The organism is Roseomonas sp. 18066 (genome assembly GCF_902706185.1).
Taxonomy (GTDB): domain Bacteria; phylum Pseudomonadota; class Alphaproteobacteria; order Acetobacterales; family Acetobacteraceae; genus Pseudoroseomonas.
Map to the genome: position 1 here is coordinate 1 of NZ_CACSJM010000052.1, position 26,227 is coordinate 26,227.

23 protein-coding genes and 1 tRNA gene are annotated in these 26,227 nt (G+C 72.3%); 16 read left to right on the forward strand and 8 right to left on the reverse strand.

The genetic code is table 11. From position 1 onward, the window contains the following. The first annotated feature begins 54 nt into the window (after nt 1-54). Nucleotides 55-720: an MBL fold metallo-hydrolase gene (locus tag GVN67_RS12600; RefSeq protein ID WP_159996396.1), complete on the forward strand. Its 666-nt coding sequence runs from the start codon at nt 55-57 to the stop codon at nt 718-720. A 15-nt stretch (nt 721-735) separates the two neighbouring features. Here the strand turns inward: GVN67_RS12600 and GVN67_RS12605 are convergent, their stop codons facing one another. Continuing rightward, complete coding sequence (locus tag GVN67_RS12605) at nt 736-1,488, reverse strand: SDR family NAD(P)-dependent oxidoreductase (RefSeq protein ID WP_159996398.1); 753 nt, start codon at nt 1,486-1,488, stop codon at nt 736-738. 94 nt (nt 1,489-1,582) lie between these two features. Between GVN67_RS12605 and GVN67_RS12610 the strand changes: the two genes are divergently transcribed. Further along, on the forward strand, nt 1,583-2,497 hold the full coding sequence (locus GVN67_RS12610; protein ID WP_159996400.1) for an AraC family transcriptional regulator: 915 nt from the start codon (nt 1,583-1,585) through the stop codon (nt 2,495-2,497). On the opposite strand, the gene GVN67_RS12615 is transcribed toward GVN67_RS12610, so the two are convergent. The 4 genes from GVN67_RS12615 to GVN67_RS12630 form a co-directional block, all read right to left on the reverse strand. Further along, complete coding sequence (locus GVN67_RS12615) at nt 2,498-3,496, reverse strand: tripartite tricarboxylate transporter substrate binding protein (RefSeq protein ID WP_159996402.1); 999 nt, start codon at nt 3,494-3,496, stop codon at nt 2,498-2,500. It lies immediately after the preceding gene. A 79-nt stretch (nt 3,497-3,575) separates the two neighbouring features. Then, the gene (locus GVN67_RS12620; RefSeq protein ID WP_159996404.1) at nt 3,576-6,512 is read right to left on the reverse strand and encodes an ATP-binding cassette domain-containing protein; all 2,937 of its coding nucleotides are present in this window, start codon (nt 6,510-6,512) and stop codon (nt 3,576-3,578) included. Between the two features lie 2 nt (nt 6,513-6,514). After that, nucleotides 6,515-8,650, reverse strand: a complete 2,136-nt coding sequence (locus GVN67_RS12625) for an NHLP family bacteriocin export ABC transporter peptidase/permease/ATPase subunit (protein WP_200845244.1) — start codon at nt 8,648-8,650, stop codon at nt 6,515-6,517. After that, nucleotides 8,647-9,951: an NHLP bacteriocin system secretion protein gene (locus GVN67_RS12630; RefSeq protein WP_159996406.1), complete on the reverse strand. Its 1,305-nt coding sequence runs from the start codon at nt 9,949-9,951 to the stop codon at nt 8,647-8,649. Before GVN67_RS12630 ends, GVN67_RS12625 begins: the two co-directional genes overlap by 4 nt. A 210-nt stretch (nt 9,952-10,161) precedes the next feature. Between GVN67_RS12630 and GVN67_RS12635 the strand changes: the two genes are divergently transcribed. The 3 genes from GVN67_RS12635 (at nt 10,162) to GVN67_RS12645 (ending at nt 12,199) form a co-directional block, all read left to right on the forward strand. Next, nucleotides 10,162-10,785: a calcium-binding protein gene (locus tag GVN67_RS12635; RefSeq protein ID WP_200845245.1), complete on the forward strand. Its 624-nt coding sequence runs from the start codon at nt 10,162-10,164 to the stop codon at nt 10,783-10,785. A 238-nt stretch (nt 10,786-11,023) separates the two neighbouring features. Continuing rightward, complete coding sequence (locus GVN67_RS12640) at nt 11,024-11,647, forward strand: calcium-binding protein (protein WP_159996410.1); 624 nt, start codon at nt 11,024-11,026, stop codon at nt 11,645-11,647. A gap of 144 nt (nt 11,648-11,791) precedes the next feature. After that, nucleotides 11,792-12,199, forward strand: coding sequence for a VOC family protein (locus tag GVN67_RS12645; RefSeq protein WP_159996412.1), 408 nt, complete (start codon nt 11,792-11,794; stop codon nt 12,197-12,199). Nucleotides 12,200-12,895: 696 nt separating this feature from the next. Here GVN67_RS12645 and GVN67_RS12650 read toward each other — a convergent pair. After that, nucleotides 12,896-12,985, reverse strand: a tRNA-Ser gene (locus GVN67_RS12650). A gap of 213 nt (nt 12,986-13,198) precedes the next feature. Here GVN67_RS12650 and GVN67_RS12655 point away from each other — a divergent pair. The 11 genes from GVN67_RS12655 (at nt 13,199) to mazG (ending at nt 23,907) form a co-directional block, all read left to right on the forward strand. Further along, on the forward strand, nt 13,199-13,831 hold the full coding sequence (locus GVN67_RS12655; protein ID WP_159996414.1) for a glutathione S-transferase family protein: 633 nt from the start codon (nt 13,199-13,201) through the stop codon (nt 13,829-13,831). 93 nt (nt 13,832-13,924) lie between these two features. Next, entirely contained in the window at nt 13,925-15,004 is a 1,080-nt protein-coding gene (locus tag GVN67_RS12660; protein ID WP_159996416.1) for a lipid A deacylase LpxR family protein, read from the forward strand. A gap of 67 nt (nt 15,005-15,071) precedes the next feature. Then, nucleotides 15,072-16,073, forward strand: coding sequence for a lytic transglycosylase domain-containing protein (locus GVN67_RS12665; RefSeq protein ID WP_159996418.1), 1,002 nt, complete (start codon nt 15,072-15,074; stop codon nt 16,071-16,073). A gap of 3 nt (nt 16,074-16,076) precedes the next feature. After that, nucleotides 16,077-16,982 (forward strand): septal ring lytic transglycosylase RlpA family protein, encoded by a 906-nt coding sequence (locus tag GVN67_RS12670; RefSeq protein WP_159996420.1) that lies wholly within the window; start codon nt 16,077-16,079, stop codon nt 16,980-16,982. 22 nt (nt 16,983-17,004) lie between these two features. Continuing rightward, nucleotides 17,005-18,210 (forward strand): D-alanyl-D-alanine carboxypeptidase family protein, encoded by a 1,206-nt coding sequence (locus GVN67_RS12675; RefSeq protein WP_159996422.1) that lies wholly within the window; start codon nt 17,005-17,007, stop codon nt 18,208-18,210. A 1-nt stretch (nt 18,211) separates the two neighbouring features. Then, entirely contained in the window at nt 18,212-18,865 is a 654-nt protein-coding gene (tmk, locus tag GVN67_RS12680) for a dTMP kinase (protein WP_159996424.1), read from the forward strand. Then, a complete protein-coding gene (locus GVN67_RS12685) occupies nt 18,862-19,866 on the forward strand; it encodes a DNA polymerase III subunit delta' (protein WP_159996426.1) in 1,005 nt (334 codons plus the stop codon). The genes tmk and GVN67_RS12685 overlap by 4 nt, the downstream gene beginning before the upstream one ends. 11 nt (nt 19,867-19,877) lie before the next feature. Beyond that, entirely contained in the window at nt 19,878-21,416 is a 1,539-nt protein-coding gene (metG, locus tag GVN67_RS12690) for a methionine--tRNA ligase (protein WP_159996428.1), read from the forward strand. Next, nucleotides 21,416-22,189 carry a TatD family hydrolase gene (locus GVN67_RS12695; protein ID WP_159996430.1) on the forward strand — a complete coding sequence of 258 codons (774 nt, stop codon included), beginning with the start codon at nt 21,416-21,418 and terminating at the stop codon, nt 22,187-22,189. Before metG ends, GVN67_RS12695 begins: the two co-directional genes overlap by 1 nt. A gap of 10 nt (nt 22,190-22,199) precedes the next feature. Further along, nucleotides 22,200-22,997: an MBL fold metallo-hydrolase gene (locus tag GVN67_RS12700; protein WP_159996454.1), complete on the forward strand. Its 798-nt coding sequence runs from the start codon at nt 22,200-22,202 to the stop codon at nt 22,995-22,997. A gap of 67 nt (nt 22,998-23,064) precedes the next feature. Next, complete coding sequence (gene mazG, locus GVN67_RS12705) at nt 23,065-23,907, forward strand: nucleoside triphosphate pyrophosphohydrolase (protein WP_159996432.1); 843 nt, start codon at nt 23,065-23,067, stop codon at nt 23,905-23,907. Between the two features lie 178 nt (nt 23,908-24,085). On the opposite strand, the gene GVN67_RS12710 is transcribed toward mazG, so the two are convergent. After that, a complete protein-coding gene (locus tag GVN67_RS12710; RefSeq protein ID WP_159996434.1) occupies nt 24,086-24,916 on the reverse strand; it encodes an inositol monophosphatase family protein in 831 nt (276 codons plus the stop codon). Nucleotides 24,917-24,926: 10 nt separating this feature from the next. Then, nucleotides 24,927-26,222 carry a GTPase HflX gene (gene hflX / locus GVN67_RS12715; protein ID WP_235035271.1) on the reverse strand — a complete coding sequence of 432 codons (1,296 nt, stop codon included), beginning with the start codon at nt 26,220-26,222 and terminating at the stop codon, nt 24,927-24,929. Nucleotides 26,223-26,227 lie beyond the last annotated feature (5 nt).

Below are 26,227 nucleotides of genomic sequence, written 5' to 3' on the forward strand. Positions count from 1 at the left end.
GGTTGACCCCCCCCCGGTTGACCCTGCGCGCCCCGGCATGGCACGCAGGCACCCATGCCCCAGCTCCACGTCGCCCAGATCCCCGTCACGCCCTTCCAGCAGAATTGCGCCCTGATCTGGGACTCCGAGACCGGCCGCGGCACGGTGATCGATCCCGGCGGCGACGTGCCCCGCATTCTGGCCGGGCTGGACAAAGCCGGCTTCACCGTCGAGAGAATCCTGCTGACGCATGGCCATCTGGACCATGCCGGCGGCGCCGCTGAGCTGAAGCGCGCGCTGGAAGCCCGACAGGGCGCCCCGGTGCCGGTCGAAGGCCCCGACCGCCGCGACGCGCCGCTGCTGGAGGGCCTGGCCGCCCAGGGCGAGCGCTTCGGCATCGAGGGGATGGAAAGCGTCACCCCCGACCGCTGGCTGCAGGAAGGCGAGACCATCGCCATCGCCGGCCAGGATTTCTTCACGTTCCACTGCCCGGGGCACACGCCCGGGCATTTGGCCTTCGTCTCACCCTCGCTGGGCTTCGCCGTCGTCGGCGACGTGCTGTTCCGCGGCTCGGTCGGCCGCACCGACTTCCCCTATGGCGACCACGACGCCCTGATCAGCGCCATCAAGGAAAAACTGCTGCCGCTGGGGGATGAGATCCGCTTCCTCTGCGGCCACGGCCCGGGCTCGACCTTCGGCGAGGAGCGCCGCTCCAACCCCTTCCTCAACGGCCGGGGCTGAAACGGCGGCCCGGCCTCAGGCGGCGGCTTCGGCGGCCCAGATCACCGCATCGGCGCCGGCCGGCAGCTGCATCGGGCAGGACGGATCGGTCGCCGCGCGGAACACCGCCTCGGCGACGTCCTCGGCCGCGGTCACCGGCCCCTCATCCTGCTGCCAGGCGGAGAAGACCTGTTGGGCGAGGGGGCCATAGGCTTCCGGGATGGCGTCCACCGTGCGGGCGCGGGCATTGTCGCTGAAACGCGTGGCCGGCGCCCGGCCCGGCAGCACCAGCCGGGCGCGGATGCCGAAGGGTTCCAGCTCGAGCGCCAGGGATTCGGTGAAGGCGTTCACCGCCGCCTTGCTGGCGGTATAGACCGACAGCAGGGGCAGCGGCTTCAGGGTCACCGTCGAGGTGACATTGACCACCACGCCCGCGCCGCGCGCCCGGAACTGCGGCAGCACCGCCCGGGTCACCGCCATGGTGCCGAAGGTGTTGGTCTCGAAGATCTCGCGGATGGCGCCGAGGGAGACGCCCTCCAGCGCGTTGAGCTGGCCGAGGCCGGCATTGTTGACCACTACGTCGATCGGCCCGGCGGCCGCGATCGCCGCGGCGATGCTGGCCGGGTCGGTGACGTCCAGCGCCACCACCCGCAGCCGGTCGGAGGGCGCGAAGAGATCGGCGCGCGGGCTGCGCATGGTGGCGACCACGTGCCAGCCGCGGGCCAGGAACAGCCGCGCCGTCTCCAGGCCGAAGCCGGAGGAGCAGCCGGTGATGAGGATGCTGGGCATCGAGATTTCCTTGTGTCAGCGCCGCCAGAGATAGGCAGCGCGCCCGGGACTCCCTACGATGCATCATCCAGGAAACATTGGCAGGAGTCCGGATATGGCCGATCCCCTGGCCGAGGTCGTCGGCCTGCTGCAGCCTGGCGCCGGCTTCTCCAAGCTGGTCGAGGGCGCCGGCGCCTGGCGCGTCAGCCGCTCCGAGGCCGGCCGGCCCTTCTATTGCGCGCTGCTGGAGGGGGCGACGCGGCTGACCATCCCGGGTCTGCCGCCGCTGCTGCTGGAGGCCGGCGACTTCGTGCTGATCCCGGCCGCGCATGACTTCGCCATGGACAGCCTGGCGGCGGGTCCGGGGGCGGGCCCGGCGGTGGCCGACAGCCTGCCGGTGGAGCTGCGCCCCGGCGTCTATCGCATTGGCGATGCCGAGGGGCCGGCCAGCCTGCGCAGCATGGTCGGCTATTGCAGCTTCGGCAGCGGCGACACGGCGCTGCTGCTGTCGCTGCTGCCGAAGCTGGTGCATGTCCGCGGCGTCGGCCGGCTGCTGACCCTGGTGCAGCTGGTCGACGATGAAAGCCGCGCCGCCCGGCCGGGGCGGGAGGTGGTGCTGCAGCGGCTGCTGGAAGTGCTGCTGATCGAGGCGCTGCGCGCCACCGCCGGGCCGGCCGCGCCCTCGGGCCTGCTGCGCGGCCTGGCCGATGACCGCGTCGCCGTGGCGCTGCGGCAGATGCATGGCAGCCCGACCGCCGCCTGGACGGTGCCGCAGCTGGCCCGGCTGGCGGCGCTGTCGCGCTCGGCCTTCTTCGACCGCTTCCGCCGCGTCGTCGGCGTGACGCCGATGGACTACCTGCTGCACTGGCGCATGGCCCTGGCCAAGGACCTGCTGCGGCGCGGCGCCGCCGGCATCGCCGAGACCGCTTCCCGTGTCGGCTACAGCTCGGCCAGCACCTTCAGCACCGCCTTCGCCCGCCATGTCGGCCTGCCGCCCGGCGCCTATGCCCGACGCCAGGCGGCGGAATAGTCACTGCAGGCGGATGCCGGCCTGGCGGATCACCCCGCCCCATTTCTCATGCTCCGCGCGGATCCGCGCCGCGAAATTCTCTGCGGTGTCGCCGAGCGGGATGGCGCCGAGCTCCAGCAGCCGGCTGGCCACCGCCGGCTGGCGCAGCCCGGCGGCCAGCGCGGCTTGCGCCTTCTGCAGGATGGCGGGCGGCGTGGCGCGCGGGGCGACGACGCCGAACCAGGCGGTGACCTCGTAGCCCGGCAGGGTCTCGGCGATGGCGGGCAAAGCGGGGGCGCCGCTCCAGCGGCCGGCGCTGGTCACGCCGATGCCGACCAGCGCGCCGGAGCGCACATGCGGCATCATCGACGGCAGGTTGTCCGAGCCATAGTCGATCCGCCCCGCCAGCAGATCCGGCATCATGTCCGCCGAGCCGCGGTAGGAAATATGCTCGGCCTCGATGCCGGCCTGGATGCGGAACAGCTCGGCCGCCAGATGCGTGCTGCCGCCGATGCTGGTCTCGCCATAGGTCAGCCGCCGGGTCTTCGCCAGGGCGATCAGCCCCGCCGCGTCGCGCACGCCGAGGCGCGGATGCGCGGCGATCAGGTTGGGCACCTCGGCGACCTGGCTGATGGGCGCGAAGTCGCGCAGCCCGTCGAAGCCCATCTCGCGGTAGAGATGCGCGTTGATCGACAGCGGCCCGGGCGAGCTCAGCAGCAGGGTGTAGCCATCCGGCTCGGCGCGCGCCGCCTGGGCCGCGCCGATATTGCCGCCGGCGCCCGAGCGGTTGTCGACGACGAAGGGCTGCCCCAGCGCCGTGGCCAGGATCTCGGCAGCGATGCGGGCGCAGATGTCGGTGGTGCCGCCGGCGGGGAAGGGGCAGATCAGCCGCACGGGGCGGGCCGGCCATTCGCCCGGCGCGGCAAGGGCGGCGGGGGCGGCCAGCCCGGTCGCGATCCCGGCGAGCAGCCCGCGGCGCGACGCGGCGATGCGCGGCCCGAAGGGGGTTTCCCTGGTCATGCTGTTCCTCCCATGGCGGGCCTTTCGCGGCCCTTGGGACGGATTGCGGCGCAGCCGGGCGCCGACGGCAAGGGGAAACTTAGCCCGGCCCGGCCGCCGCCCCCTTGGCCTGCCAGCGCAGCTCCTCGGCGAATTGCCCGGCGAAGAGGCCGCGGGGCCTGGCGATCAGCTCCTCGAAGCGGCCGGCCTCGGCGATGCGGCCGCCTTCCAGCACCAGGATGCGGTCGGCCTGGCGGATGGTGGACAGGCGGTGGGCAATGACGATGCGCGTCACCGGCAGGCCGCGCACCGCCTGCATCACCGCCGCCTGGGTGATGTTGTCCAGCGCGCTGGTGGCCTCGTCCAGCACCAGGATGGCCGGCTTCTGCACCAGGGCGCGGGCCAGCAGCAGCCGCTGCGCCTGGCCGCCGGACAGCACGCGGGCGGCATCCGTCAGCACTGTCTCCAGCCCCATCGGCATGGCGCGCACGTCGGATGCCAGCGCCGCCTGCTCCAGCGCCGCCCAGATCGTGGCGTCGTCGGCCTCGGTGCCGCCGCGCACCGCCTCGCGCAGGCTGCCAGGCGGCAGGCGGCCGGATTGCAGGACGGTGGCCACCTGGCGGCGCACCGCGCCGGCCTCCAGCCCGCGCAGATCGTGGCCGTCGAGATAGATGGCGCCGACCGCCGGCTGCTCCATGCCCAGCAGCAGCCGCACCAGCGTCGACTTGCCGGCGCCCGAGCGGCCGGTGATGGCGACCATCTCGCCGGGGCGCAGCGCCAGGTCGAGGCCCTGGAAGATCCAGGGGTCGCTCGGCCCGTAGCGGAAGGCGACGCCGGTGAAGGACAGGGCGCCGCTCAGCCGCCCCGGATCGACGCGGCCGCCCTCGGCCTCCGGCAACGTCTCCAGCAAAGGCTGCGCGAACTTCCGCGTGGGCAGCAGGAACCACAGCTGGAAGACGCTTTTGGCCAGCATCGTGCCGGCGCCGGCCATCAGCCCATAGGCCGAGAGGAAGGTCATCACCGAGGCGAGCGACGGCGCGGCGCGGCCCGGCTCCACCCGCTGCAGCAGCGCGATCACCAGGAAGGCGCCGGCGGTGGAGAGGATGGTGAAGCCGGCGGCGAAGGCGTCGTAGCCATTGGCGATGCGCCGCGCGCCGACCAGCCGGCGGCGCATGCCGGCGAAGCGCTCGGCCCAGACGGCAATGGCGCGGCCCTCGGCGCCGGCCAGGCGCAGCTTCACCAGGCCGGAGACGATCTGCAGCACCATGGCGTCGGCCAGGCCCGACAGCGCCTCGCCCGAGGCGAAGGCGCGGCCCTGCAGCCAGCCGGCCAGGTTGGCCGCCGCCATCTGCAGCGCCAGCAGGCCGAGGCCGATCGCCGCCGGCAGCGGCTGCGCCAGCAGCATCATCGCCGCCGAGGACAGGATGATCGCCACCGACGACAGCGCCGAGAAGCCCAGCGCCCGCAGCTGCGTCGCCAGCGACAGGCCGGCATTGGCGCGCGCCGCCGTCTCGCCGACGCTCTGCCGGTTCAGCACCGCCAGCGGCAGGCGGATCACCCGGTCCCACAGCGCCGCATGCAGGGCGGTGCCGGCGCGGGCCTCGATGCGCTGGCGGGCGACCTCGCCGCCCAGCCGCACCGCCCAGGCGATGGCGGCGACCAGCACCATGGCGGCGCCCATCTGCGCCAGCTCCGACAGGTGGCCGCCCGGGATCAGCAGGGTGAAGGCCAGGCCCGTGGCCAGCGGCACCGCCTGGCCCAGCACGGCGCCGGCCAGCAGCGTGCCCAGGATGGCGGCGACGTCGCCGCCGGAGCGGCGCATGCCGGCGCCGATCAGCTCGGCCATGCCCAGCGGCTGCGCCGGCAGCGGCAGCAGCGGCGACCAGGCTTCTTCACGCAGCGTGGCGGCCGTCGCCGCGTCGAGCGGCGCGCCGTCGGGGCGTTCCGGGGTCAGCAGGCGGTAGCCGCCGCCGGCCGGCAGCAGCCCGACCACGGCGCCGTCGCCCTGGCGGGCGAAGAGCGCGCCGAGATCCTGCCGCCACCAGCCGGGCTCCAGCCGCACCGGGCGCAGCCGCAGGCCGGAGGCGCGGGCCAGCTCCTCCAGCGTCGAGCTGGCATCGAGGTCGATCGCCTGCACCCGGGTCGGCCGCCGCGCGGTGACGCCCATCGCGGCGGCGACGCCGCGGAACACCGGCATCAGCGGGTCGGCATCCGAGACATCGGCCCGCGCCGGGGCATTGCCCAGCACGGCGCCGAAGCTGGCGCGCTGGCTGGCGGCGGCCTCGGCCTCGCGCTCGGCGCGCAGCCGGCCACGGTTCAGCGCATCGGCCGATTGCAGCGCCAGGATGGCGGGCAGCGCCTCCAGCAGGGCGGCGTTGAAGGAATGCAGCCCGTCCTGCCAGTCGCCGCCGCGCAGCGCCTCGGCGGCGGGCAGCGGGCGGCAGCTGCCGGCGCTGCCGCTGGTCAGCCAGGCGCCGGCGGGCAGCGGCACCAGCCCCTCGACCCGCTCCAGCCCGAGCAGCAGCCAGTCGCCGCCGCCCAGCCGCAGCCAGAGCGGCCCGCCGCGCGCGGTCTCGGCCGCCACCACCACGGCGCCGGCGGCCAGGCGATGGCGCGGGCCGCGCGGCGGCAGGGCGGCATCGGCCGGCGGGCGCGGCTGCAGCGGCCGGGCCAGCCCCTCGGCCAGGGCCTGGGCCCAGGCCTCGATGCCAGCGCCGAGGGCGACGGGATCCAGCGCCGCGAGGGCCTCGGGCGGCAGCGGGCGCAGCCGGGTGCCGGCGCCGCCGATGGCGATGACGGTGGTGCCGGCCAGGTCGAGGCCGAGGCCGCAGAGCAGCCCGCCTGCCGCCACGCTGCCGAGATAATGGCGCGTCCCCTGGGTCGCCGGCGCCCGGGGCGCGCGCAGCGCGAAGAGGGCGACGCTGCCGGCCTCGATGATCCAGCGCGCGTCAGGGTCGTCCAGCCGCAGCGGCGCATGCGCCACCAGGTCGAGGGCGTCGGGGGGCGGGGGCGCGTGGTCGGCCGGCGCGATATCCATGCTCAGCCGCTCGCCAGCATGGCGCGGAAGCGGCCGGGGGCGGCGGCGAGCGCCTCCGGGTGGCCGCGCTGGACGATGCGGCCGGCCTCCAGCACGATCACCTCGTCGCAGTCGCGGACGAGGGCCAGGCGATGCGCGATGATCACCATGCTGCAGCCGCGGCGGCGCAGGTTTTCCATCACCCGCGCCTCGCTGCGGTTGTCGAGCGCGGCGGTGGCCTCGTCGAGCACCAGGATCGCCGGGTCGGTGGCAAGCGCCCGGGCCAGCTCCATCCGCGCCCGCTGCCCGCCCGACCAGTTTTTTCCTTCCTCCGTGACGGTGCCGGCATAGCCGCCGCGCCTGGAGAGAATCTCGTCATGGATGGCGGCGTCGCGGGCGCAGTCGACCAGCCGCTCGTCGGCGATGGTCGGGTCCCACAGCGCGATGTTGTCGCGCACCGTGCCGTCGAACAGGAAGCCCGCCTGGTCGACCACCGCGACCTGCCGCCGCAGCGTGTCGCGCGGGATGTCTTCCAGCCGGTGCCCGTCGAGCAGGACCTCGCCGGACCAGGGGCGGTAGAGGCCGGCGATCAGCAGCGCCAGCGTCGACTTGCCGGAGCCGGAGCCGCCGACGATGCCCAGCCGCTGCCCCGGCTGCAGGGTCAGCGAGACGCCGTCCAGCAGCGGCGCCGCCAGCCGGCTGTGCCCGAAGCGGACTTCTTTCAGCTCGACATGGCCGGAGAGGCGGGACGGGCCGGTTGTCGGCGCCGTCTCGAATTCCTCGGCGCGCGGGTGCTGCAGCGTGTCTTCCAGCAGGGTCAGGTTGGCCCCGGCATCCTGCATCTGCGCGGCGACGCCGACCAGCTGCGCCACCGGCCCCATGAAGCCGATCACCAGCGCCTGGAAGGCGACCAGCTGGCCGACGCTCATCTGGCCTTCCATGATGCGCTGGCCGCCCAGCACCAGCACCGCGGCGGCGGCGAGCACGGCGATGAAGGCCGGCAGCCCCTCGACCAGCGCCCGCTTCAGCGCCAGGCGCTGGGTGATATTGGCAGCCGCCGCGCGGGTGCCCGCCACCTGGCCGAGCAGCTGCGCCTCGGCCCCCGCCGCGCGGTAGCTCTCGATCATCCGCAGGCCGCCGCGCGCCAGCCCGTCCGAGCGCAGCATCCGCCCGAGCAGCCGCTGGTTGTCATCGGCCATCGACCGCGCCAGCAGCACGAGAAGCAGGATATTGGCGGCGGCGGCGCCGACCACCACCGCGGCCAGGCCCGGCGCATAGGCGGCCATGGCCAGGGCATAGGCCAGCGCCGTGACCATGCCGAGCAGCCCGCGCCCGGCATCGCCCGAGACCAGCCGCGCCACGCGGTCGTTCAGCATGACGCGGCCGGCGATGTCGCCGGGATGGCGCTGGGCGAAGAAGCCGACCGGCAGCTGGGTCAGCCGCTGCAGGAAGCCGGCGGCGCCGCCCACCGCCAGCCGCGTCTCCAGCCGCAGCAGCAGGTCGAGCTGCAGCCAGGTCAGCAGCGCCATCACCAGCGCGGCGCCGCCCATGCCCCAGAGCAGCGGCGGCAGCCAGCTGTCGAAGCGGCCGACCAGCACGTCGTCGACGAAGATCTGCGCGAAGGCCGGCACCAGCAGCGCCGGCACCACCAGCAGCAGGCTGAGGCCGAGGAGGCAGGCGAAGGCCGCGCCATTGCCGCGCAGCCGCTGCGCCAGGCCGCGCAGCGCGCGGGGCCGCGTGCCGCCGCGTTGGAAATCGGCGCCGGGGCGCAGCGTCAGCACCACGCCGGTCAGGTTGCGGTCGAGCTCGGCGCGGGCGACGCGGCGCGGGCCGGTGGCCGGGTCGTTGATCCAGGCGCCACCGCGGCTGAGCCCCTCGATCACCACGAAATGGTTCATGCCCCAATGGGCGATCAGCGGCATCGGCAGGCTGGCCAGGCTGTCGGGCTCGACGCGGAAGGCCTCGACCGTCAGCCCGTAGAGCGCCGCCGCCTTGGCGACATGGCTGGCGCGGCTGCCGTCGCGGGAGACGCCGCAGGCGGCGCGCAGCGCCTCCAGCGGCACCCAGCGGCCGTGATGGCCTAGGATGCTGCCCAGCGCCGCGGCGCCGCATTCCGCGGCCTCCATCTGCAGCAGGGTGGGGGTGCGGATGCGGCTCACGGGGTGCCAGCCTGGGGGGCGGCCGCCTCGGCCGGGCGGGTCAGCAGGCTGCGCAGCGCCGGGAAGCCGAGGCCGAGGAGGCGGACCGAGCGCACGGTGACCTCGGCCTCGGCCAGCGTGCCGGATTCGATGGCGAAGGCCGGGCCGCGGCCGGTCGACCAGCGCAGCCCGCTGCGCGTCGCGCGGTCGGGGTCCAGCGCCACCTCCACCTCGAAGGGCGCGCCGAGCTCGGTGGTGAAGCTGCGCACCAGCTGGTCGTTCTGCAGCGTCCGCAGCAGGCCGGCCGACGAGGCCGGGGTGTGCGACACCCGCACCACGCGGCCGTGAACAAAACCGTCCTCCTCGCGCCGGGTGGAGGAAGGAGAAATCTCCACCGGCAGGCCGGGCGCCAGGCGCTTTCCGTCCTGGGCGGTGACATAGATGACGGCGACCGGCGCGTCGCGGCCGCCCTCCAGGTCGCGCTCGATGGTCAGCAGCGCGGTGCCGCGGGTGACGACATGACCGGCATTGGCCTTCTGCTCGACGACGACGCCGGAATAGGGCGCCAGCACCTCGCCCAGCCGGCCGAGCCGGGCGCGCAGCGCCTCCGCCTGGCGGCCGGTCTCGTCGACGCGGCGCTCGGCCTCCAGCGTCTCGCGCTCCTGCTGGGTGCGCTTCAGCGCCTGGTCGAGGACCAGCTGCTCGCGCTCGTTGCGGGCGCTGGCGATCTGCTCGCGCAGCTGGAACACCTCGACCCGGGCGTAGAGGGCGCGGTCGCGGTTGACCAGGTTCTGCTGCGCCAGGCGCTCCAGCACCGCCTCGCGCTCGGTCATCATGCCGATGCGCTCGGCCAGCATGCGCAGGTTGCCGGCGAGTGCGGCGTCGCGGGCGACGCGGAAGGCGTCGGCCGCGGCGCTCTCCCGCCCGTGGAAGGCGGCGAGCTCGCGCCGGTGGCGCAGCGCGTCGGCGGCCTGGCCCTCGGCCAGCGCCAGCTGCAGGCGGACCTCGGACTGGTCGACGAGGGCGACCGCCTGGCCGGCGACGACGCGCTCGCCGGGGCGCGCCAGCAGCCGCTCGATGCGGCCGTCGGTGTCGGCGACGATGTCGACCACGCCGCCCGAGGGCAGCAGGATGCCGCGGCCGGTGACCTTGATCGGCACGTCGACGAAGGCCGACCAGGCGATACCGGTCACCGCCAGCGCCAGCAGCGCGCCGACCACCCCGACGGTCCAGGGCCGCATCACCCGCAGCGGCTCGTCATGGCGGTCGGGGGCCGAGGCCTCGGCGATCGCCTGGGCACGGAACAGGGGGGGCTGGGACATGCCGAGATCGAACCTTGCCGGTCACACCATCGAAGCCATCCGCGATGCCGGCCGCCGTCACTATGCGTCGGCGGCGAACCGAAGGGAACCGCCGATGCGGCGCCGCCGCCGATCTCCGGCGTCTATCGCGGCGATAGGAAACTGCCCGTAGCGGGCGGCGACGGGCGGGTGATACGACGTCGTCAGCGAAACCAAAATGGGACACCGACGATGTCTGCGAAGACGCTGAAGAGTGATAGCCTGGAGCAGGTGACCGGCGGTGCCCATGTGGCCGGCACCCCGAACAACGATGTGCTGGAGGGCACCCAGGCCGATGACAGCATCGTCGCCGGCGCCGGCGACGACACCGTCGTGGCCAGGGGCGGCAACGACTACGTCGATGGCGGTGCCGGCAACGACGTCATCGACGGCGGCGCCGGCAACGACGTGCTCTTCGGCGGCGAGGGCCACGACCTGATCAATGGCAGCGACGGCAGCGATCAGATCTATGGCGGCGCCGGCGACGACTATCTGGATGGCGGCGCCTTCGACGGCGCGGCGGACGTGGCCTTCGGCGGCGCCGGCGACGACACCTTCGTCTGGGGCCCTGGCGACGGCAACGACCAGTTCCACGGCAACAGCGGCAACGACACGCTGCGGGTCGCCGGGCTGAGCGTGCAGGACGTGCAGGCGGCGCTGACCCAGGAAGGCCGCACCGACCTGACGATCAAGGTGGACCAGAACGTCATCACCTTCCTCGACGCGCATGGCCAGCCGGTGGCCTTCAACGGCGTCATCAATGTGAATGGTGAAAGCCTGCGCTTCAGCGAGATCGAAGCGATCCGCGTCGGCTAAGCGGAACGACCCTCCGGCACGCGGCGGCACCGGTGCCGCCGCGCCGCCCGCTGCAGGGATGTGACATGACCGCCCGCCGCAACCCGCGGTGGTCGCGCGACAGGGCAGGGCGCATCGGCGGCTGCAAGCCCGTCCGCCCGCGCCGCCGTCTATCGCCGCGATAGACGAATGCCCGTATCCGACGCCCGCGACGACATGATACGCAGGCGGAACCGAAACCAGGATGGAGACCAGGACAATGACCGCGAAGCCTTTGAACAGCGAGAACCTCGACAAGGTCGTGGGCGGCGCCTTCCAGCAGGGCACCGCCGGCGCCGACACCCTGCAGGGCGGCAGCGAGGCGGACGTGATCTTCGCCGGCGGCGGCAATGACACCGTCGTCACCGGCGCCGGCAACGACCAGGCCTATGGCGAGGCCGGCAACGACTTCATCCATACCGGGGCCGGCAATGACATCGCCTTCGGCGGCGAGGGCAACGACACCATCAATGGCGGCTCGGGCGCCGACACCCTGCATGGCGAGGGCGGCAATGACTTCCTCGATGGCGGCGCCGGCGACGGCGCGGCCGACCTGGCCTTCGGCGGCACGGGCAGTGACAGCTTCATCTGGGCGCCCGGCGACGGCAACGACCAGTTCCATGGCGGCGGTGGCACCGACACGCTGAACATCGCCGGCGTCAGCATGAATGACCTGCAGGCGGCGCTGACCCAGGAAGGCCGCACCGACCTGACGATCAAGGTCGATCAGAACGTCATCACCTTCGTCGATGCGCATGGCCAGCCGGCCAGCTTCAACGGCTCGATCACCATCGGCCACGAGACCATGCGCTTCAGCGACGTCGAGCGCATCCGCGTCGGCTGATCCGCCGCCCGGTCTCGGGAAGGAAGGGGCCGCCGGCGATGCCAGGCGGCCCTTTCTGTGCCGGGCGCCGCGAAACCGCGCCCGGCGCCCGGCCGTTTCACCAAGGCGAGGCGCGCGGCAGGTGGCATGCGGGAGAGGGCGGCGATGCTGGGCTATATCATGATCGGTGCCGACGACATGGCGGGCGCGGTGCGCTTCTGGTCGGCGGTGCTGCCGCCGCTGGGCTATGCGCCGAACCGCGGCGAGGGCTATGTCGTCTATTCCCGTGCCGGCGGCGGGGAAGGCGCGCCGATGATCTACGTCATCAAGCCTTTCGACGGCGGCCCGGCCAGCGCGGGCAATGGTTCCATGACCGCCTTCGCGGCGCCGACCCAGGCGATGGTCCGCCAGCTGCACGCCGCGGGGCTGGCGGCCGGCGGCACCGACGAAGGCGCGCCCGGCTTCCGCGAGGCCTATAGCGACAGCTTCTATGTCGGCTATCTGCGCGATCCGCAGGGTAACAAGCTGGCGGTCTATTGCGCCGATCCGGCGGAAGGACGGCGGGGCGGATAGGGCGGGCGCCCTGCCTGCGCCATCCGCACATCGATGCCGGAACGATGCGCCCCTGCCCGCGCGCCGCGGCGATCCGGAACGGCGAGGTCGACCACCACCGGCCACCCTTCGACAAGGCGTTGATGCGGCGCGCGGTGCAGCAGGTGCTCCGGGCCAGCGCCCCGCTGGCTCAGACGGCTGCGCCGAGCCCTGGAATCATGCTCGCTCGCCTCTGCTGATCTGCACGGCGGGCCTTCGGGATCCTGAGGCAGCTTGGATGCGGCTTTCCTATCCGCCTGATGGGCAGCAGCGTCAGCTCCTGGCGTGGCTGACAACCACCGATCCACGGTATGGGGGGCTGCGCTGGTGGTTTCGATGCCTTCTCAGCCGCGGTAACGACAGGCTTGGCTCGAGGGTCGGGAAACTCGACCTGGCGCCCGATTCACCGAGGTTGGGTCGTCGGCTCGCCCATCACCTCACGGACCGATCCAGCCGGGACAGCCGGCAGGGCCAAGCTCCGGATCGATGGATGGCGGCGCGGCTGGGGTGCGACGAGCGGACTGCCAGGCCGCTGCGCAAGCCACCAAAAGGAGGGCAGGCCGGCAGAAGCCGGTGGTGTCCGCGGCCACCTGGTTTCCAACCACTGTCATCCCGAGAGAATATCTGTGGGAACAACCGCGCGGAACCCGCACTACCAATTGATTTTAATCGATAGTATGGCGGATAGGGTGGGATTCGAACCCACGGTAGGGTTACCCCTACGGCGGTTTTCAAGACCGCTGCCTTAAACCACTCGGCCACCCATCCTGTGCCTGCGAATTCACGCGGGGTGTTCGATAACCTGTCGGTCCGGCGCCGTCGAGACACCTGCCGGCGCTTTCGGCGAAGCCAGGGGGCCGAAGCCCGGGAGGCCAGGATGGTCAATCGGTCGCGAGCGGGCTATCTCCAGAACATAAAATGAACAAGAATGCCCCGCAGCGGCGCCCGCCTCCCCGGCGCCCAGCCCCAGGGAGCGCCGCCATGGCCGAGGACCTCGTCTTCTACACCCATCCCATGTCGCGCGGCCGGGTGGTCCGCTGGATGCTCGAGGAGCTCGGCCAGCCCTACCGCACCGAGCTGCTGGACTATGGCACCAGCATGAAGGCGCCCGGGTATCTGGCGGTGAATCCGATGGGCAAGGTGCCGGCCATCCGCCATGGCGAGACCGTGGTGACCGAGGGCGCCGCCATCTGCGCCTATCTGGCCGACGCCTTTCCGGCCGCCGGCCTGGCGCCGCCGCCGGGCGACCCGCGCCGCGGCGCCTATTACCGCTGGCTGTTCTTCGCCGCCGGGCCGATGGAGGCCGCCGTGGTCAATCGCAGCCTGGGCTTCGAGCTGCCCCCGGGGAAGGAGCGCTTGGCCGGCTATGGCAGCTATGCCGATGTGATGAACGCCGCCGAGCAGGCGGTGGGGCAGGGGCTGTACCTCGCCGGCGACCGCTTCACCGCGGCCGATCTGTATTTTGGCAGCCATCTCGGCTGGGGCATGCAGTTCGGCACCATCGAGAAGCGCCCGGCCTTCGAGGCCTATTGGGCGCGGCTGCGCGACCGGCCGGCGGCGATCCGCGCGGCGGCCATCGACGACGCGCTGGTCCCGGCGCAGCCGGGGGGCTAGACAGGGCTCACCATCGGGTTGCCGCATTTTTGCGTGAAACCGGGATGAATATGGCGGTGTTAGCGCTTGCGCCGTCTCAAGGAAGCCTGAGCCATGCGTCGATCCATCGCCTTCCTGCCGTCGCTGCTCCTTGCCGCGGGCTTCGCGCTGCCGGCGGCGGCCCAGGGTAACCTGTCGCCGAGCGGCCTGCCCCAGGGCGGCAGCCCCGACCTGATCGCGCCGCTGACCAGCCCGGTCCCCGGCGACCAGGCGCCGCCGCCCGATCCCTACGGCACCTTCACCTTCTCGATCGAGAACGACATGTTCGGCGGCAGCGACCGCTACTACACCAACGGCTTCCAGTTCGCCTGGCGCTCGCCCTCGGCCGACCTGCCGCGGCCGCTGGCCTGGCTGAACGACCGGCTGGACTGGGTGATGGGGCCGGGGACGCTGCGATGGGGCGCGGCCCTCGGCCAGAGCATGTACACGGCCGAGGACACCTTCACGACCAATCCACGGGCGAATGACCGGCCCTATGCCGCCTATCTCTATGGCGCGCTGTCGCTCAGCCGGACCTCGGAATTCACCTCGACCCAGTTCGAGCTGCAGGCCGGCGTGGTCGGCCCCTCGGCGCTCGGCGAGTTCATCCAGAACAACTACCACGAGCTGATCGGCGTCGATCAGGTCAATGGCTGGAAGACCCAGCTCAAGGACGAGCCGGCGCTGACCGCCATCATCGAGCGCAAGTGGCGCCTGCCTCTGGCCGAGCTCGGCGGCATCGGCTTCGAGGCGATCCCCTCGGCGACGCTCAGCCTGGGCAATGTGCAGACCTATGCCGGCGTCGGCGGGCTGTTCCGCTTCGGCCAGGGGCTGGACGCCGATTTCGGCCCGCCGCGCATCCGCCCGGCGCTGGCCGGCTCCTCCTGGATCCAGCCGCGGCAGGATTTCGGCTGGTATGTCTTCGCGGGCCTCGATGGCCGCGGCGTGGCGCGCGACATCACGCTGGACGGCAATACCTGGCGCGACAGCCGCAGCGTCGACAAGCGACCCTTCGTCGGCGACCTGCAGGCCGGCGTCGCCGTGCTGTGGCAGGGCATGCGCTTCGCCTACACGCAGATCTGGCGCTCGGAGGAGTTCTATGGCCAGCGCGGCGTGCAGAGCTTCGGCTCGCTCAGCGTTTCCTTTCGTTTCTGAACAACTTGCGGGCCGCGGCTGCTGCCAAGGTTGCAGCCGAGGTGCCGCTCATGGCACCTCTGCCCCGATGCTGTCCCGCCGCCCCCTGCTGAGCCGAATCGCGCCTGCGGCCCTGCTGGGCCTGGCGGCGGCGCGGCCCGGCCCGGCCTGGGCCGCGGCGCAGGGCTTCGACGCCTTCCTGGCCGAGCTCGGCGCCGAGGCGGCGGCCGCCGGCATCCCCGACGCCCTGCTGCGCCGGGCGCTGTCCGGGCTGAAGCCCAGCCCGCGGGTGCTGGAGCTCGACCGCCGCCAGGCCGAGTTCACCCTCAGCTGGGACCAGTATCGCCAGGGCCGCATCAACCAGGCGCGGATCGATCGCGGCCGCCAGGCCTTCGCCGACAACCGGGCGCTGCTGGACAGCCTGGCGGCGCGCTTCCCGGTCTCGCCGCGCATCGTCGTCGCCATCTGGGGGCTGGAGACCAGCTATGGCGGCTTCACCGGCAATTTCTCCACCATCGAGGCGCTGGCCACCCTGGCCTGGGACGGGCGGCGCAGCGCCTTCTTCCGCGCCGAGCTGATGGCGGCGCTGCGCATCCTCGCCGGCGGCCATGTGGCGCCGGAGCGGATGCGCGGCAGCCATGCCGGCGCGATGGGCCAGCCGCAATTCATGCCGACCAGCTTCGAGCGCTGGGCGGTCGATGCCGATGGCGACGGCCGGCGCGACATCTGGGACAGCCGCGCCGACGCGCTGGGCTCGATCGCCAACTACATGGCCCAGAACGGCTGGCAGGATCGGGACGGGCCGGAGGCCGGGCGCTGGGGCAGGGAGGTGCTGCTGCCCGAGAGCTTCGACGCCGGCCTCGCCGGCCGCGCCACCCGCCGGCCGCTGCGCGACTGGGCCCAGGCGGGGGTCACCGCGACCGATGGCGGCGCGCTGCCGGCGCTGGAGCTCGAGGCCTCGATCCTGCTGCCGGGCGGCCCGGGCGGCCAGGCCTTCGTGGTCTATCCGAACTTCCACGCGATCCGCCGCTACAACCCTTCCGACTTCTACGCGCTGGTGATCGGGCTGCTGTCCGACCGGGTGGCCTGAACCATGTCCTTCCGCCGATTTCTCCCTGTCCTGCTGCTGCCGCTGGCGGTGATCGGCTGCACCCGGCCGGCGCCGCCGCCGGCGCCGACGGCGGCCCGCTACACCGTGGGCACCCCCTATGAGCTGGGCGGCAGCTGGTCCTACCCGCGCGAGGATTTCTCTCTCACTGAAGCCGGGCTGGCGGCCATCATCGCCGATCCGCGCGGCGGCCGGGTCACCGCCAATGGCGAGACCTACGACCCGGCGCTGCTGACGGCCGCGCATCGCACCCTGCAGCTGCCCGCCATCATCCGGGTGACCAACCTGGAGAACGGGCGGGAGCTGCGGCTGCGCGTCAACGACCGCGGCCCGGCCCAGGTGGGTCGGTTGCTGGCGCTGTCGCGCCGCGCCGCCGAGCTGCTGGGCGTCGCCGCCGGCACCCAGATCGCCATCACGGTCGACAGCGACGCCTCGCGCGCGCTGGCCGCCGCCATGCCGCAGCCGGAGGCCACCACCCTGGCCGTGGCCACCGCGCCGCGCGGCGTGGTGGAGAGCGAAAGCCTCGCCCCGCCGCCCGGCGCCCAGGCCGCCACCCGCCTGCGCCAGGCGCGCAGCGGCCCTGCCATCGCCGCGGGTCCGGTGGAGGCGGCGGCCCAGGCCGTGCCGCTGCGCCTGCCGGAGGAGCTGGCCCAGGGCGTCGCCCGGCCGGGCCGTCTTTTCGTCCAGGGCAGCAATTTCACCAGTCGCACCGACGCGCAGCGCCAGGCCGCGCGCATGGGCGGCGCCCGGGTCGAACCCTTCGGTCCGCCACGCCGTCCCGAATACCGGGTGCGGCTCGGGCCCTTTGCATCGGTCGCCGAGGCGGATAGAGCGCTTGAGCTCGTGCGCCGCTCCGGCGTATCCGAGGCGCGACTGCTGGTCGATTATTAGGTTCTGTTAGGAGAATTCCGCGATGCCGCTTCGCCGTACCCTGCTGGGCGGTGCCGCCGCGGTGCTGGCCGCCGGTTCGCTGGCGACCCCCGCCATGGCGCAGCAGCGCCGCCCGGGCCGCGCCGCCACCCCCGCCATCCCGACCAGCCCGGCCAGCACGCCGCTGGGGCCGCTCGACACCTCGGCCCGCCAGGCCCTGCTGATCGACGCCGATACCGGCGCCGTGCTGCTGGAGAAGAATGCCGACGAGCGGATGACGCCGTCCTCCATGACGAAGATCATGACGATGTACATCGTCTTCGACATGCTGAAGCAGGGCCGGCTGCGCATGGACCAGCAGCTGCCGGTCAGCGAGCGCGCCTGGCGCATGGGCGGCTCGAAGATGTTCGTCGAGCTGAACAGCACCGTCTCGGTCGAGAACCTGACCCGCGGCGTCATCATCCATTCCGGCAACGACGCCTGCATCGTGCTGGCCGAGGCGATCAGCGGCAGCGAGCAGCAGTTTGCCGAGCTGATGAACGAATACGGCAAGCGGATGGGGCTGAAGGACAGCACCTTCCGCAATTCCAGCGGCTGGCCCGACCCCGAGCACCGCATGACCGCGCGCGACCTGGCCACCCTGGCCGCACATCTGATCCATGACTTCCCGCAGTATTTCCCGATCTACAGCGAGCGGTCGTTCCAGTGGAACGGCATCAGCCAGGAGAACCGCAACCCGCTGCTGGGCCGCGTCCCCGGCGCCGACGGGCTGAAGACCGGCCATACCGAGGAGGCCGGCTACGGGCTGATCGGCACCGTCAAGCGCGGCGACCGCCGGCTGGTGCTGGTGGTCAACGGCCTGGCCTCGATGCGCATGCGCGGCGAGGAGGCGGAGCGGCTGATCGAATGGGGCTTCCGCGAATTCGAGAATGTCGTGCTGTTCCGCGCCGCCGACACGGTGGAGGCCGCCCCCGTCTACCTCGGCGAGCAGTCCACCGTGCCGCTGGTCGGCGGCAAGGACCTGGTGCTGACGCTGCCCAAGCAGTGGCGCCGCAACCTGACCGTCAAGCTGCGCTACAACGGCCCGCTGCCGGCGCCGATCGCCAAGGGGCAGGAGGTCGGCCAGCTCGACGTCTCCGGCCAGGGCGTGCCGCCGATGGTGCTGCCGCTTTTCGCCGGGGCCGACGTGCCGAAGCTCGGGCTGATCACCCGCATCCCGGCGGTGATCGCCCGCCTGGTCTCGGGCTGAGGTGGCCAGCCAGACCGAGAGCACGCCGCGCGGCCGCTTCATCACGCTGGAAGGCGGCGAGGGGGCCGGCAAGACCACCCTGGCCCGGACCCTGGCATCGCGGCTGGCGGGCCGCGGCCTGCCGGTGCTGCGCACGCGCGAGCCGGGCGGCGCCCCGGGCGCCGAGCTGCTGCGCGGGCTGATGCTGCAGGGCCCGGTCGCCTGGGACCCGGTGGCCGAGGCGCTGCTGATGTTCGCCGCCCGCCGCGAGCACCTGGCCAAGACCATCCTGCCGGCGCTGGAGGCCGGCATCTGGGTGATCTGCGACCGGTTTGCGGACTCGACCCTGGCCTATCAATGCCATGGCCACGGCCTGCCGGAGAGTGTTTTTCAAGGGCTGATGGGCGTCGCATTAGGAGAATTCCGGCCGGATGCGACCCTGGTGCTGGACCTGCCGCCGGAGCAGGGCATGGCCCGCGCCCTGAAGCGCGGCGCCCCCGACCGCTTCGAGCGGCTGGGCGCCGCGTTTCATGCCCGCGTCCATGCCGCCTTCCGGGTGATCGCCGAGGCCGACCCGGCCCGCTGCGAATTGCTCGACGCCACCCGCCCGCCGGCGCCGCTGGCCGAGGCGGCGATGGCGGCGCTGGTCAGCCGTCTGGCTGAGCTGCCGGCATGATGCCGCCGGAACCCCGCGCCAACCCGGCGCTGTTCGGCCATGACCATGCCGCCGGCAGCCTGGCCGAGGCCGCCGGCGCCGGGCGGCTGCACCATGCCTGGCTGCTGGCCGGGCCGCGCGGCGTCGGCAAGGCGACGCTGGCCTATCGCTTCGCCCGCTGGCTGCTGGCCGACCGCCCCCCGGGTGAGACGCCGCTGTTCGTCCCGCCGACCGACCCGGTCTTCCGCCGCATCGCCGCCGGGGGCCATGCCGACCTGCGCGGCCTGGCGCCGAATGCGGGGGAGAAGGGCGTCAAGCTGATGATCCGGGTCGACGAGGTGCGCCAGGTGCCGCGCTTCCTCGGCCTGACCGCGGCCGAGGGCGGCTGGCGCATCGTCGTCGTCGAGCAGGTCGAGGCGATGAACCCCGAGGCGCAGAACGCCCTGCTGAAGACGCTGGAGGAGCCGCCGGCCCGCGCCCTGCTGCTGCTGACCACGGCGGCGCCCGACCGGCTGCTGCCCACCATCCGCAGCCGCTGCCGCCGCATCGACCTGTTTCCGCTGGCCGAGCCGCTGATGCAGCGCCTGCTGGCCGAATGGCTGCCCGATCTGCCGGAGGAGGCCCGCGCCCTGCTGGCCCGCATCGCCGGCGGCGCCCCGGGCCGCGCCCTGCAGCTGGCCGAGGGCGATGGCGTCGCCCTGCAGCAGCGGGTCGAGCGGTTTCTCTCCACCCTGCCGCGCCCCGATCCGCGCGGGCTGCACGAGCTGGCCGATGCGCTGGCGGCCAAGCGCGACGGCAGCGCCTTCGTCACCTTCATGGAGCTGCTGCGCGGCGCCCTGGGGGACGCGATCCGCAGCGCCGGGCGCGGCGGGCCGGCGCCGGACTTCATCCGCGCCCGGCCGCTTGCCGACTGGGCGGCACTGTGGGACACCCTGGGCCGCCTGGCCGATGAGACCGAATTGTTGAATCTCGACCGCAAGCAGGCGGTGCTGAGCGGTCTCTCGCAGCTGGCCTCGCGCTGAGGACCTGGACCATGACGACCGAGCGGCGCTTCTACCTGACGACGCCCATCTACTACGTGAACGACAAGCCGCATATCGGCCACGCCTATACCTCGCTGGCGGCCGATGTGCTGGCGCGCTGGAAGCGGATGGAAGGGCTGCAGGTCTTCTTCCTGACCGGCACCGACGAGCATGGCCAGAAGGTCGAGAAGGCCGCCGAGACGCGCGGCCTGCCGCCGCAGGAATTCACCGACACGGTCAGCCAGGCCTTCCGCGACCTCGCGGAACGCATGGACTTCTCCAACGACGCCTTCATCCGCACCACCGAGGAGCGCCACAAGCTGGCCTGCGCCGCGCTGTGGAAGCGGCTGGAAGAGCGCGGCGAAATCTATCTCGGGCATTACGAGGGCTGGTACGCGGTGCGCGACGAGGCCTTCTATGGCCCCGACGAGATCACCGAGAAGAACGGTCAGAAGTTCGCGCCGACGGGCGCGCCGGTGGAGTGGGTGAGGGAGCCTTCCTACTTCTTCCGCCTGTCCAACTGGGCCGAAAAGCTGCTGGCCTTCTACGACGCCAACCCCGACTTCATCGCGCCGGCCACCCGCCGCAACGAGGTGATCAGCTTCGTCAAAAGCGGGCTGACCGACCTGTCGATCTCGCGCACCTCGTTCAAATGGGGCGTGCCGGTGCCGGGCGACGAAGCCCATGTGATGTATGTCTGGCTCGACGCCCTGACCAACTACATCACCGCCCTCGGCTACCCCGACGAAAGCACCGAGGCCTGGAAGTTCTGGCCGGCCGACGTCCACTTCGTCGGCAAGGACATCCTGCGGTTCCACGCCATTTACTGGCCGGCCTTCCTGATGGCGGCCGGCCTGCCGACGCCTCGCCGCGTCTACGCGCATGGCTGGTGGACCAATGAAGGCCAGAAGATCTCCAAGTCGCTGGGCAATGTCATCGACCCGCTGGCGCTGATCGACGAGTTCGGCCTGGACCCGGTGCGCTTCTTCCTGCTGCGGGAAGTGCCCTTCGGCAATGACGGCGACTTCAGCCGCCGCGCGCTGATGGGCCGGTTGAACAGCGAGCTGGCCAACGACCTGGGCAACCTGGCGCAGCGCAGCCTGTCGCTGATCCAGAAGAACTGCGAGGGCAAGCTGCCGGGCGTCGTCAAGCCCGACGCCTCGGATGCCGAGCTGCTCGACGCGGTCGCCGCCCTGCCGGCCCAGCTGGGCGAGGCGCTGGACCGCCAGGCGTTCCATGAAGCCCTCGAGCGCGTCTGGGTTGTGACCCGTCTGGGCAACAGCTGGATCGACGCCCAGAAGCCGTGGTCGCTGAAGAAGACCGACCTGGAGCGGATGGCCACCGTGCTCCGCCACCTGCACACCGCGCTGCGCGGGTTGGCGACCGTCCTGCTGCCCTTCATGCCCGGGACCATGGGCCGCATGCTGGACCAGCTGGCGGTGCCGGAAGACGCCCGCACTGTCCCGGCGCTGGCGACGCTGCTGCCCGACGGCACCGCGCTGCCGCCGCCCAGCCCGCTGTTCCAGAAGATCCTGGACGAGCCCGCCTGATGCTGGTCGATAGTCATTGCCACCTCGACTACTTCTCCGAGGAAGAGATTGGCCAGATCCTGGCCCGCGCCGCCGAGGCCGGGGTCGGCCGCATGGTCACCATCGGTGTCCGCATGGCCCAGGCCGAGGCCGTGAAGGCCATCGCCGACCGCTTCCCGGAAGTCTGGGGAACGGTCGGCGTGCATCCGCAGAATGCCGGTGAGGAAGCGGTGCCGGAGGTGGCGGCCATCGTCGCCGCCGCCGACCATCCGCGCATCATCGGCATCGGCGAGAGCGGCCTCGACTATTTCTACGACAAGGCCCCGCGGGAGGTGCAGCAGGAGGGCTTCCGGCGCCATATCCGCGCGGCGCGCGAGACCGGCCTGCCGCTGGTGGTGCATGCCCGCGATGCCGACGCCGATATCGCCGGCATCCTGCGCGAGGAAGCAGAGCAGGGGGGTCCTTTCCCCTTCCTGCTGCATTGCTTCAGCTCCGGCCGGCAACTCGCTGAAGATGCAGTAAAGATGGGTGGCTACCTGTCCTTCTCCGGCATCCTGACCTTCCCGAAGTCGCAGGAGATCCGCGACATCGCCCGCGACATGCCGCGCGACCGGCTGCTGGTGGAGACCGACTCTCCCTACCTGGCCCCCGCGCCGTATCGCGGGAAACGCAACGAACCTTCCTATGTGCCGCACACCGCCCGGGTGCTGGCCGAGGTGCACGGCGTGACCGCGGAGGTGATGGCGAAGACGACGACGGAGAACTTCTTCCGTCTGTTTAGCAAGGCCTCCTAAGGCCTTGGATTTGAAGGTAACCATCCTGGGCTGCGGCGGCTCGGCCGGCGTGCCGCAGCTGGGCGGGGCGGATGCCGCCGGCGACTGGGGCGTCTGCGACCCGGCCGAGCGCCGCAACGCCCGCACGCGCGCCTCGATCCTGATCGAGGCCGGGAATGGCCGCCGCCTGCTGGTCGATGCCGGGCCCGACCTGCGCCGCCAGCTGCTGGACAACCGCATCGCCCGCGTCGACGCGCTGCTGGTCACCCATGGCCATGCCGACCACATCATGGGCCTCGACGAGTTCCGCCCGCTGAACCGCGCCATCGGCGAGGCCATCCCGGTCTACGCCACGGCCGAGACGCTGGCCGAGCTCAAGGCGCGCTTCGACTACATCTTCCGCCCGCCGACGCCGCCGGTCTTCTACCGCCCGGCGCTGACGCCGCATGTGGTCAGGGCAGGCGAGGCGGTGGAGATCGCCGGCTTCCCGGTGCAGCTGTTCCGCCAGGACCACAAGGTCATGGACACGCTGGGCCTGCGCATCGGCAACTTCGCCTATTCGACCGACGTGGTCGTCATGCCCGAGGAAAGCCTGGCGCAGCTCGAGGGCCTCGACACCTGGATCGTCGGCTGCTTCCAGCGCAAGCCGCATTCGGTGCACGCCAATCTGGAGCTGGTGCTGCAATGGGTGGCGCGGCTGAAGCCGCGCCGCACCGTGCTGACCCATATGGGCCACGACCTGGACTGGGCCTGGCTGCAGGCGAACCTGCCGGAGGGCGTCGAGGCGGCCCATGACGGTCGCGTCCTGGATATCGCTCGCTTTACATAATCTTCCTTATACGTCTCGCGGATGACCGGCAGACCGGCGCCCCGAGACCGCCCCAGGATCGCCCGCCATGGCCGACAACCTCCTGCCCCCCGCCTCGCTGCAAGCCCCCGAGGCCGAGCTCGCCCGGCTGCTGGCGATCATGGCCCGCCTGCGGGCGCCCGACGGCTGCCCCTGGGACCGCGAGCAGTCCTTCGCCACCATCGCGCCCTACACCATCGAGGAAGCCTACGAGGTCGCCGACGCCATCACGCGGCAGGACCTGCCGGCGCTGCAGGACGAGCTCGGCGACCTGCTGTTCCAGGTGGTCTACCACGCCCAGATGGCCAGCGAATTGGCCAGCGAGGATGGCAGCTTCGACTTCGCCCAGGTCGCCCGCGGCATCGCCGACAAGATGATCCGCCGCCACCCGCATGTCTTCGGCGACGCCGCCGCCCGCGACGTGGCGGCGCAGAACGAGGCCTGGGAAAAGCAGAAGCAGTCCGAGCGCCAGGCCCGCGCCGAGACCGGGACGCTGGCCGGTATCCCGACCGCCCTGCCCGCCCTGACCCGCGCCCAGAAGCTGACCCGCCGCGCCGCCCGCGTCGGCTTCGACTGGCCCGACGCCGCCTCGGTGCTGGACAAGCTGGACGAGGAAGTGGCCGAGCTGAAAGCCGAGCTGCCCGCCGCCGACCGCGCCCGCATGGCCGATGAGCTGGGCGACATGCTCTTCGTCCTGGCCAACCTGGCCCGCAAGCTGGACCTGGACCCGGAAGCCTGCCTCCGCGGCGCCAACGCCAAGTTCGAGCGGCGCTTCACGGCCGTGGAGAACCGCCTCGCCGCTTCGGGCGTTTCCCTGGCGGATGCAGGCTTGGCGCGAATGGAAGAAGAATGGCAGGAAGTAAAGAAGGAAGAGAAAAGGTCGGGGAAATGAATTCCCCCGAGCCCCCATCTTTTTTCTATTCTATGGCGCTCGATTACAGGTCGCGCTGACACTGGGCCGTTTCACGTACTGTCGTCACGTGGACATGGCAGTCTGACAGAAAAAAGAACGGGCGCGGCGCACTGCGCCGCGGGGGAATTCATTCCCCTGGCCTACCCCTGCCCTTTTCTTAGATGCCTTCCAGCAACGCTTCCCTGATCTCGACCCACGACGCCTTGTCCGGCGCCGCGATCAACCCGCCGCCGGTATGCTCAGGCCGGTATTCGCTCCCGTCGAAGCGGGCGCTGTAGCCGCCGGCCTCGCGGTGGAGCAGCCAGCCTGGCAGGTGGTCCCAGGGCATCAGGCGGTTGTAGACCACCAGATGCGCCCCGCCCGAGGCGATCAGGCGGTACTCGTGGGCGGCGCAGCGGAACTGCACGCCGCCGGCCAGGCGCGGCAGGCGGGCGGTGACCTGGCTGCGGACGGGCTCGGCCATCCAGGTCCAGGACACGGCGCCGATCATCTTGTTCAGCGGCGCGGGCTCGGCGACCTTCAGGTCGTGGCGGTGGCCGTCGGGGGCCTCGATCCAGGCGCCCTCGCCGCGCAGCGCGATGGCGGTGTCGTCGCCCATCGGGTCGTGGATCCAGGCGGCGACCACCTCGCCCTTCACCACCGCGGCCGCCATGCAGCCGAACAGCGGCACGCCGGCGGCGAAGTTGGCCGTGCCGTCGACCGGGTCGACGACGAAGGCCAGGTCCGCCGCCGCCAGCCTGCCCAGCAGCGTCGGGTCGCTGGCCGAGGCCTCCTCGCCCACCACCAGACAGCCGGGGTAGCGGGCGTGCAGCGCCGCGGTGATCTGGCGCTCGGCCGCCTCGTCGGCGTCGGTCACCAGGTCCAGCGGGCCGGACTTGGCGCGGATGGCCCCGGGCGCCAGGCGGCGGAAGCGCGGCAGGATTTCCGTCCGCGCGGCGTCGCGCAGCGTCTCGGCGAGCGCGCTCGCCTCGGTCGTGGTGAAGCGCATCGGGATCCGATCAGCCAGGTTGCTCGAAGCGGGCACGGTCGGCGGGCGACAGGCGCACCGTCAGGTGGATCGTCTCGTCGCCATCCTCGCGGATGAGGACCTCGCCATGCTGGTAGAGCCAGGCGATGCGGGCGCCGTCGCTGGGCGGCAGCGCGTATTCGGCCGTCTCCATTCCCGCCGCCAGCCGGGCGTCGAGGGCGGCGCGCAGCGGGTCCAGCCCCTCGCCGGTCAGCGCCGAGACGGCGACCGAGGCGGCATCGTCGCCACCCGGCACGCCGGCCACGCCGCCGAGCAGGTCGGCCTTGTTCAGCACCTCGATGGTGCGGGCCTGCCAGTTCTCGTCGAGCGCCGGGTCGGGCCCCTCCGCCATCTCGGCCAGCACGCCGATGACGTCGTTGCGCTGGCTGGTGGTGTCGGGATGGGCGACGTCGCGGACATGCAGGATGATGTCGGCGGCGGCGACCTCCTCCAGCGTGGCGCGGAAGGCTTCGATCAGCTGGGTCGGCAGGTCGCTGATGAAGCCCACGGTGTCGGACAGGATGACGGTGCGGCCGCTGGGCAGCTTGATCGCCCGCATGGTCGGGTCGAGCGTGGCGAAGAGCTGGTCCTGGGCATAGACGCCGGCGCCGGTCAGCGCGTTGAACAGCGTCGACTTGCCGGCATTGGTGTAGCCGACCAGGGCGACCACCGGGAACGGCACGCGGGTGCGGGCGGCGCGGTGCAGGCCGCGGGTGCGGCGCACCTGCTCCAGCTCGCGCTTCAGCTTGACGATGCGCTCGCCGATCAGCCGGCGGTCGATCTCGATCTGCGATTCACCCGGGCCGCCGAGGAAGCCGAAGCCGCCGCGCTGGCGCTCCAGGTGGGTCCAGCTGCGGACCAGCCGGGTGCGCTGGTATTCCAGATGCGCCAGCTCGACCTGCAGCGAGCCTTCGCGGGTGCGCGCGCGCTCGCCGAAGATCTCCAGGATCAGCCCGGTGCGGTCGATGACCTTGCAGCCCCAGGCGCGTTCCAGGTTGCGCTGCTGCACCGGGGTGAGCGCCGCATCGACGACGACGACGCCGACCTGGTTCTCCTCGATCGCGGCATGGGCGAGCTCCACCTGGCCTTCGCCGATGAGGGTCGCGGGACGCCGGGCGCGCAGCGGGAAGGCGGCGCTGTGGACGATGGTCAGCCCGATCGAGGCGGCGAGGCCCACGGCCTCGGCCAGCCGCGCCTCGGCCGCCCGGTTGGCGGCGCGGGATTCGGGGAAGGCCAGCACCCCCTCGGCGCCGGCAGGGCGCTGGGGGCGATCATGCGGCAGAAGCACCGCGG

What these genes read in the sequence shown, in the direction of transcription:
- GVN67_RS12655 (WP_159996414.1), top strand. Translation starts at nt 13,199, where the DNA reads ATGGCCGAGGACCTCGTCTTCTACACCCATCCCATGTCGCGCGGCCGG.
- GVN67_RS12670 (WP_159996420.1), top strand. Translation starts at nt 16,077, where the DNA reads ATGTCCTTCCGCCGATTTCTCCCTGTCCTGCTGCTGCCGCTGGCGGTG.
- GVN67_RS12605 (WP_159996398.1), bottom strand. Translation starts at nt 1,488, where the DNA reads ATGCCCAGCATCCTCATCACCGGCTGCTCCTCCGGCTTCGGCCTGGAG.
- GVN67_RS12665 (WP_159996418.1), top strand. Translation starts at nt 15,072, where the DNA reads ATGCTGTCCCGCCGCCCCCTGCTGAGCCGAATCGCGCCTGCGGCCCTG.
- GVN67_RS12620 (WP_159996404.1), bottom strand. Translation starts at nt 6,512, where the DNA reads ATGGATATCGCGCCGGCCGACCACGCGCCCCCGCCCCCCGACGCCCTC.
- GVN67_RS12675 (WP_159996422.1), top strand. Translation starts at nt 17,005, where the DNA reads ATGCCGCTTCGCCGTACCCTGCTGGGCGGTGCCGCCGCGGTGCTGGCC.
- GVN67_RS12695 (WP_159996430.1), top strand. Translation starts at nt 21,416, where the DNA reads ATGCTGGTCGATAGTCATTGCCACCTCGACTACTTCTCCGAGGAAGAG.
- GVN67_RS12630 (WP_159996406.1), bottom strand. Translation starts at nt 9,951, where the DNA reads ATGTCCCAGCCCCCCCTGTTCCGTGCCCAGGCGATCGCCGAGGCCTCG.
- GVN67_RS12640 (WP_159996410.1), top strand. Translation starts at nt 11,024, where the DNA reads ATGACCGCGAAGCCTTTGAACAGCGAGAACCTCGACAAGGTCGTGGGC.
- GVN67_RS12645 (WP_159996412.1), top strand. Translation starts at nt 11,792, where the DNA reads ATGCTGGGCTATATCATGATCGGTGCCGACGACATGGCGGGCGCGGTG.
- GVN67_RS12635 (WP_200845245.1), top strand. Translation starts at nt 10,162, where the DNA reads ATGTCTGCGAAGACGCTGAAGAGTGATAGCCTGGAGCAGGTGACCGGC.
- GVN67_RS12600 (WP_159996396.1), top strand. Translation starts at nt 55, where the DNA reads ATGCCCCAGCTCCACGTCGCCCAGATCCCCGTCACGCCCTTCCAGCAG.
- mazG (WP_159996432.1), top strand. Translation starts at nt 23,065, where the DNA reads ATGGCCGACAACCTCCTGCCCCCCGCCTCGCTGCAAGCCCCCGAGGCC.
- GVN67_RS12610 (WP_159996400.1), top strand. Translation starts at nt 1,583, where the DNA reads ATGGCCGATCCCCTGGCCGAGGTCGTCGGCCTGCTGCAGCCTGGCGCC.
- GVN67_RS12685 (WP_159996426.1), top strand. Translation starts at nt 18,862, where the DNA reads ATGATGCCGCCGGAACCCCGCGCCAACCCGGCGCTGTTCGGCCATGAC.
- GVN67_RS12615 (WP_159996402.1), bottom strand. Translation starts at nt 3,496, where the DNA reads ATGACCAGGGAAACCCCCTTCGGGCCGCGCATCGCCGCGTCGCGCCGC.
- metG (WP_159996428.1), top strand. Translation starts at nt 19,878, where the DNA reads ATGACGACCGAGCGGCGCTTCTACCTGACGACGCCCATCTACTACGTG.
- GVN67_RS12660 (WP_159996416.1), top strand. Translation starts at nt 13,925, where the DNA reads ATGCGTCGATCCATCGCCTTCCTGCCGTCGCTGCTCCTTGCCGCGGGC.
- GVN67_RS12710 (WP_159996434.1), bottom strand. Translation starts at nt 24,916, where the DNA reads ATGCGCTTCACCACGACCGAGGCGAGCGCGCTCGCCGAGACGCTGCGC.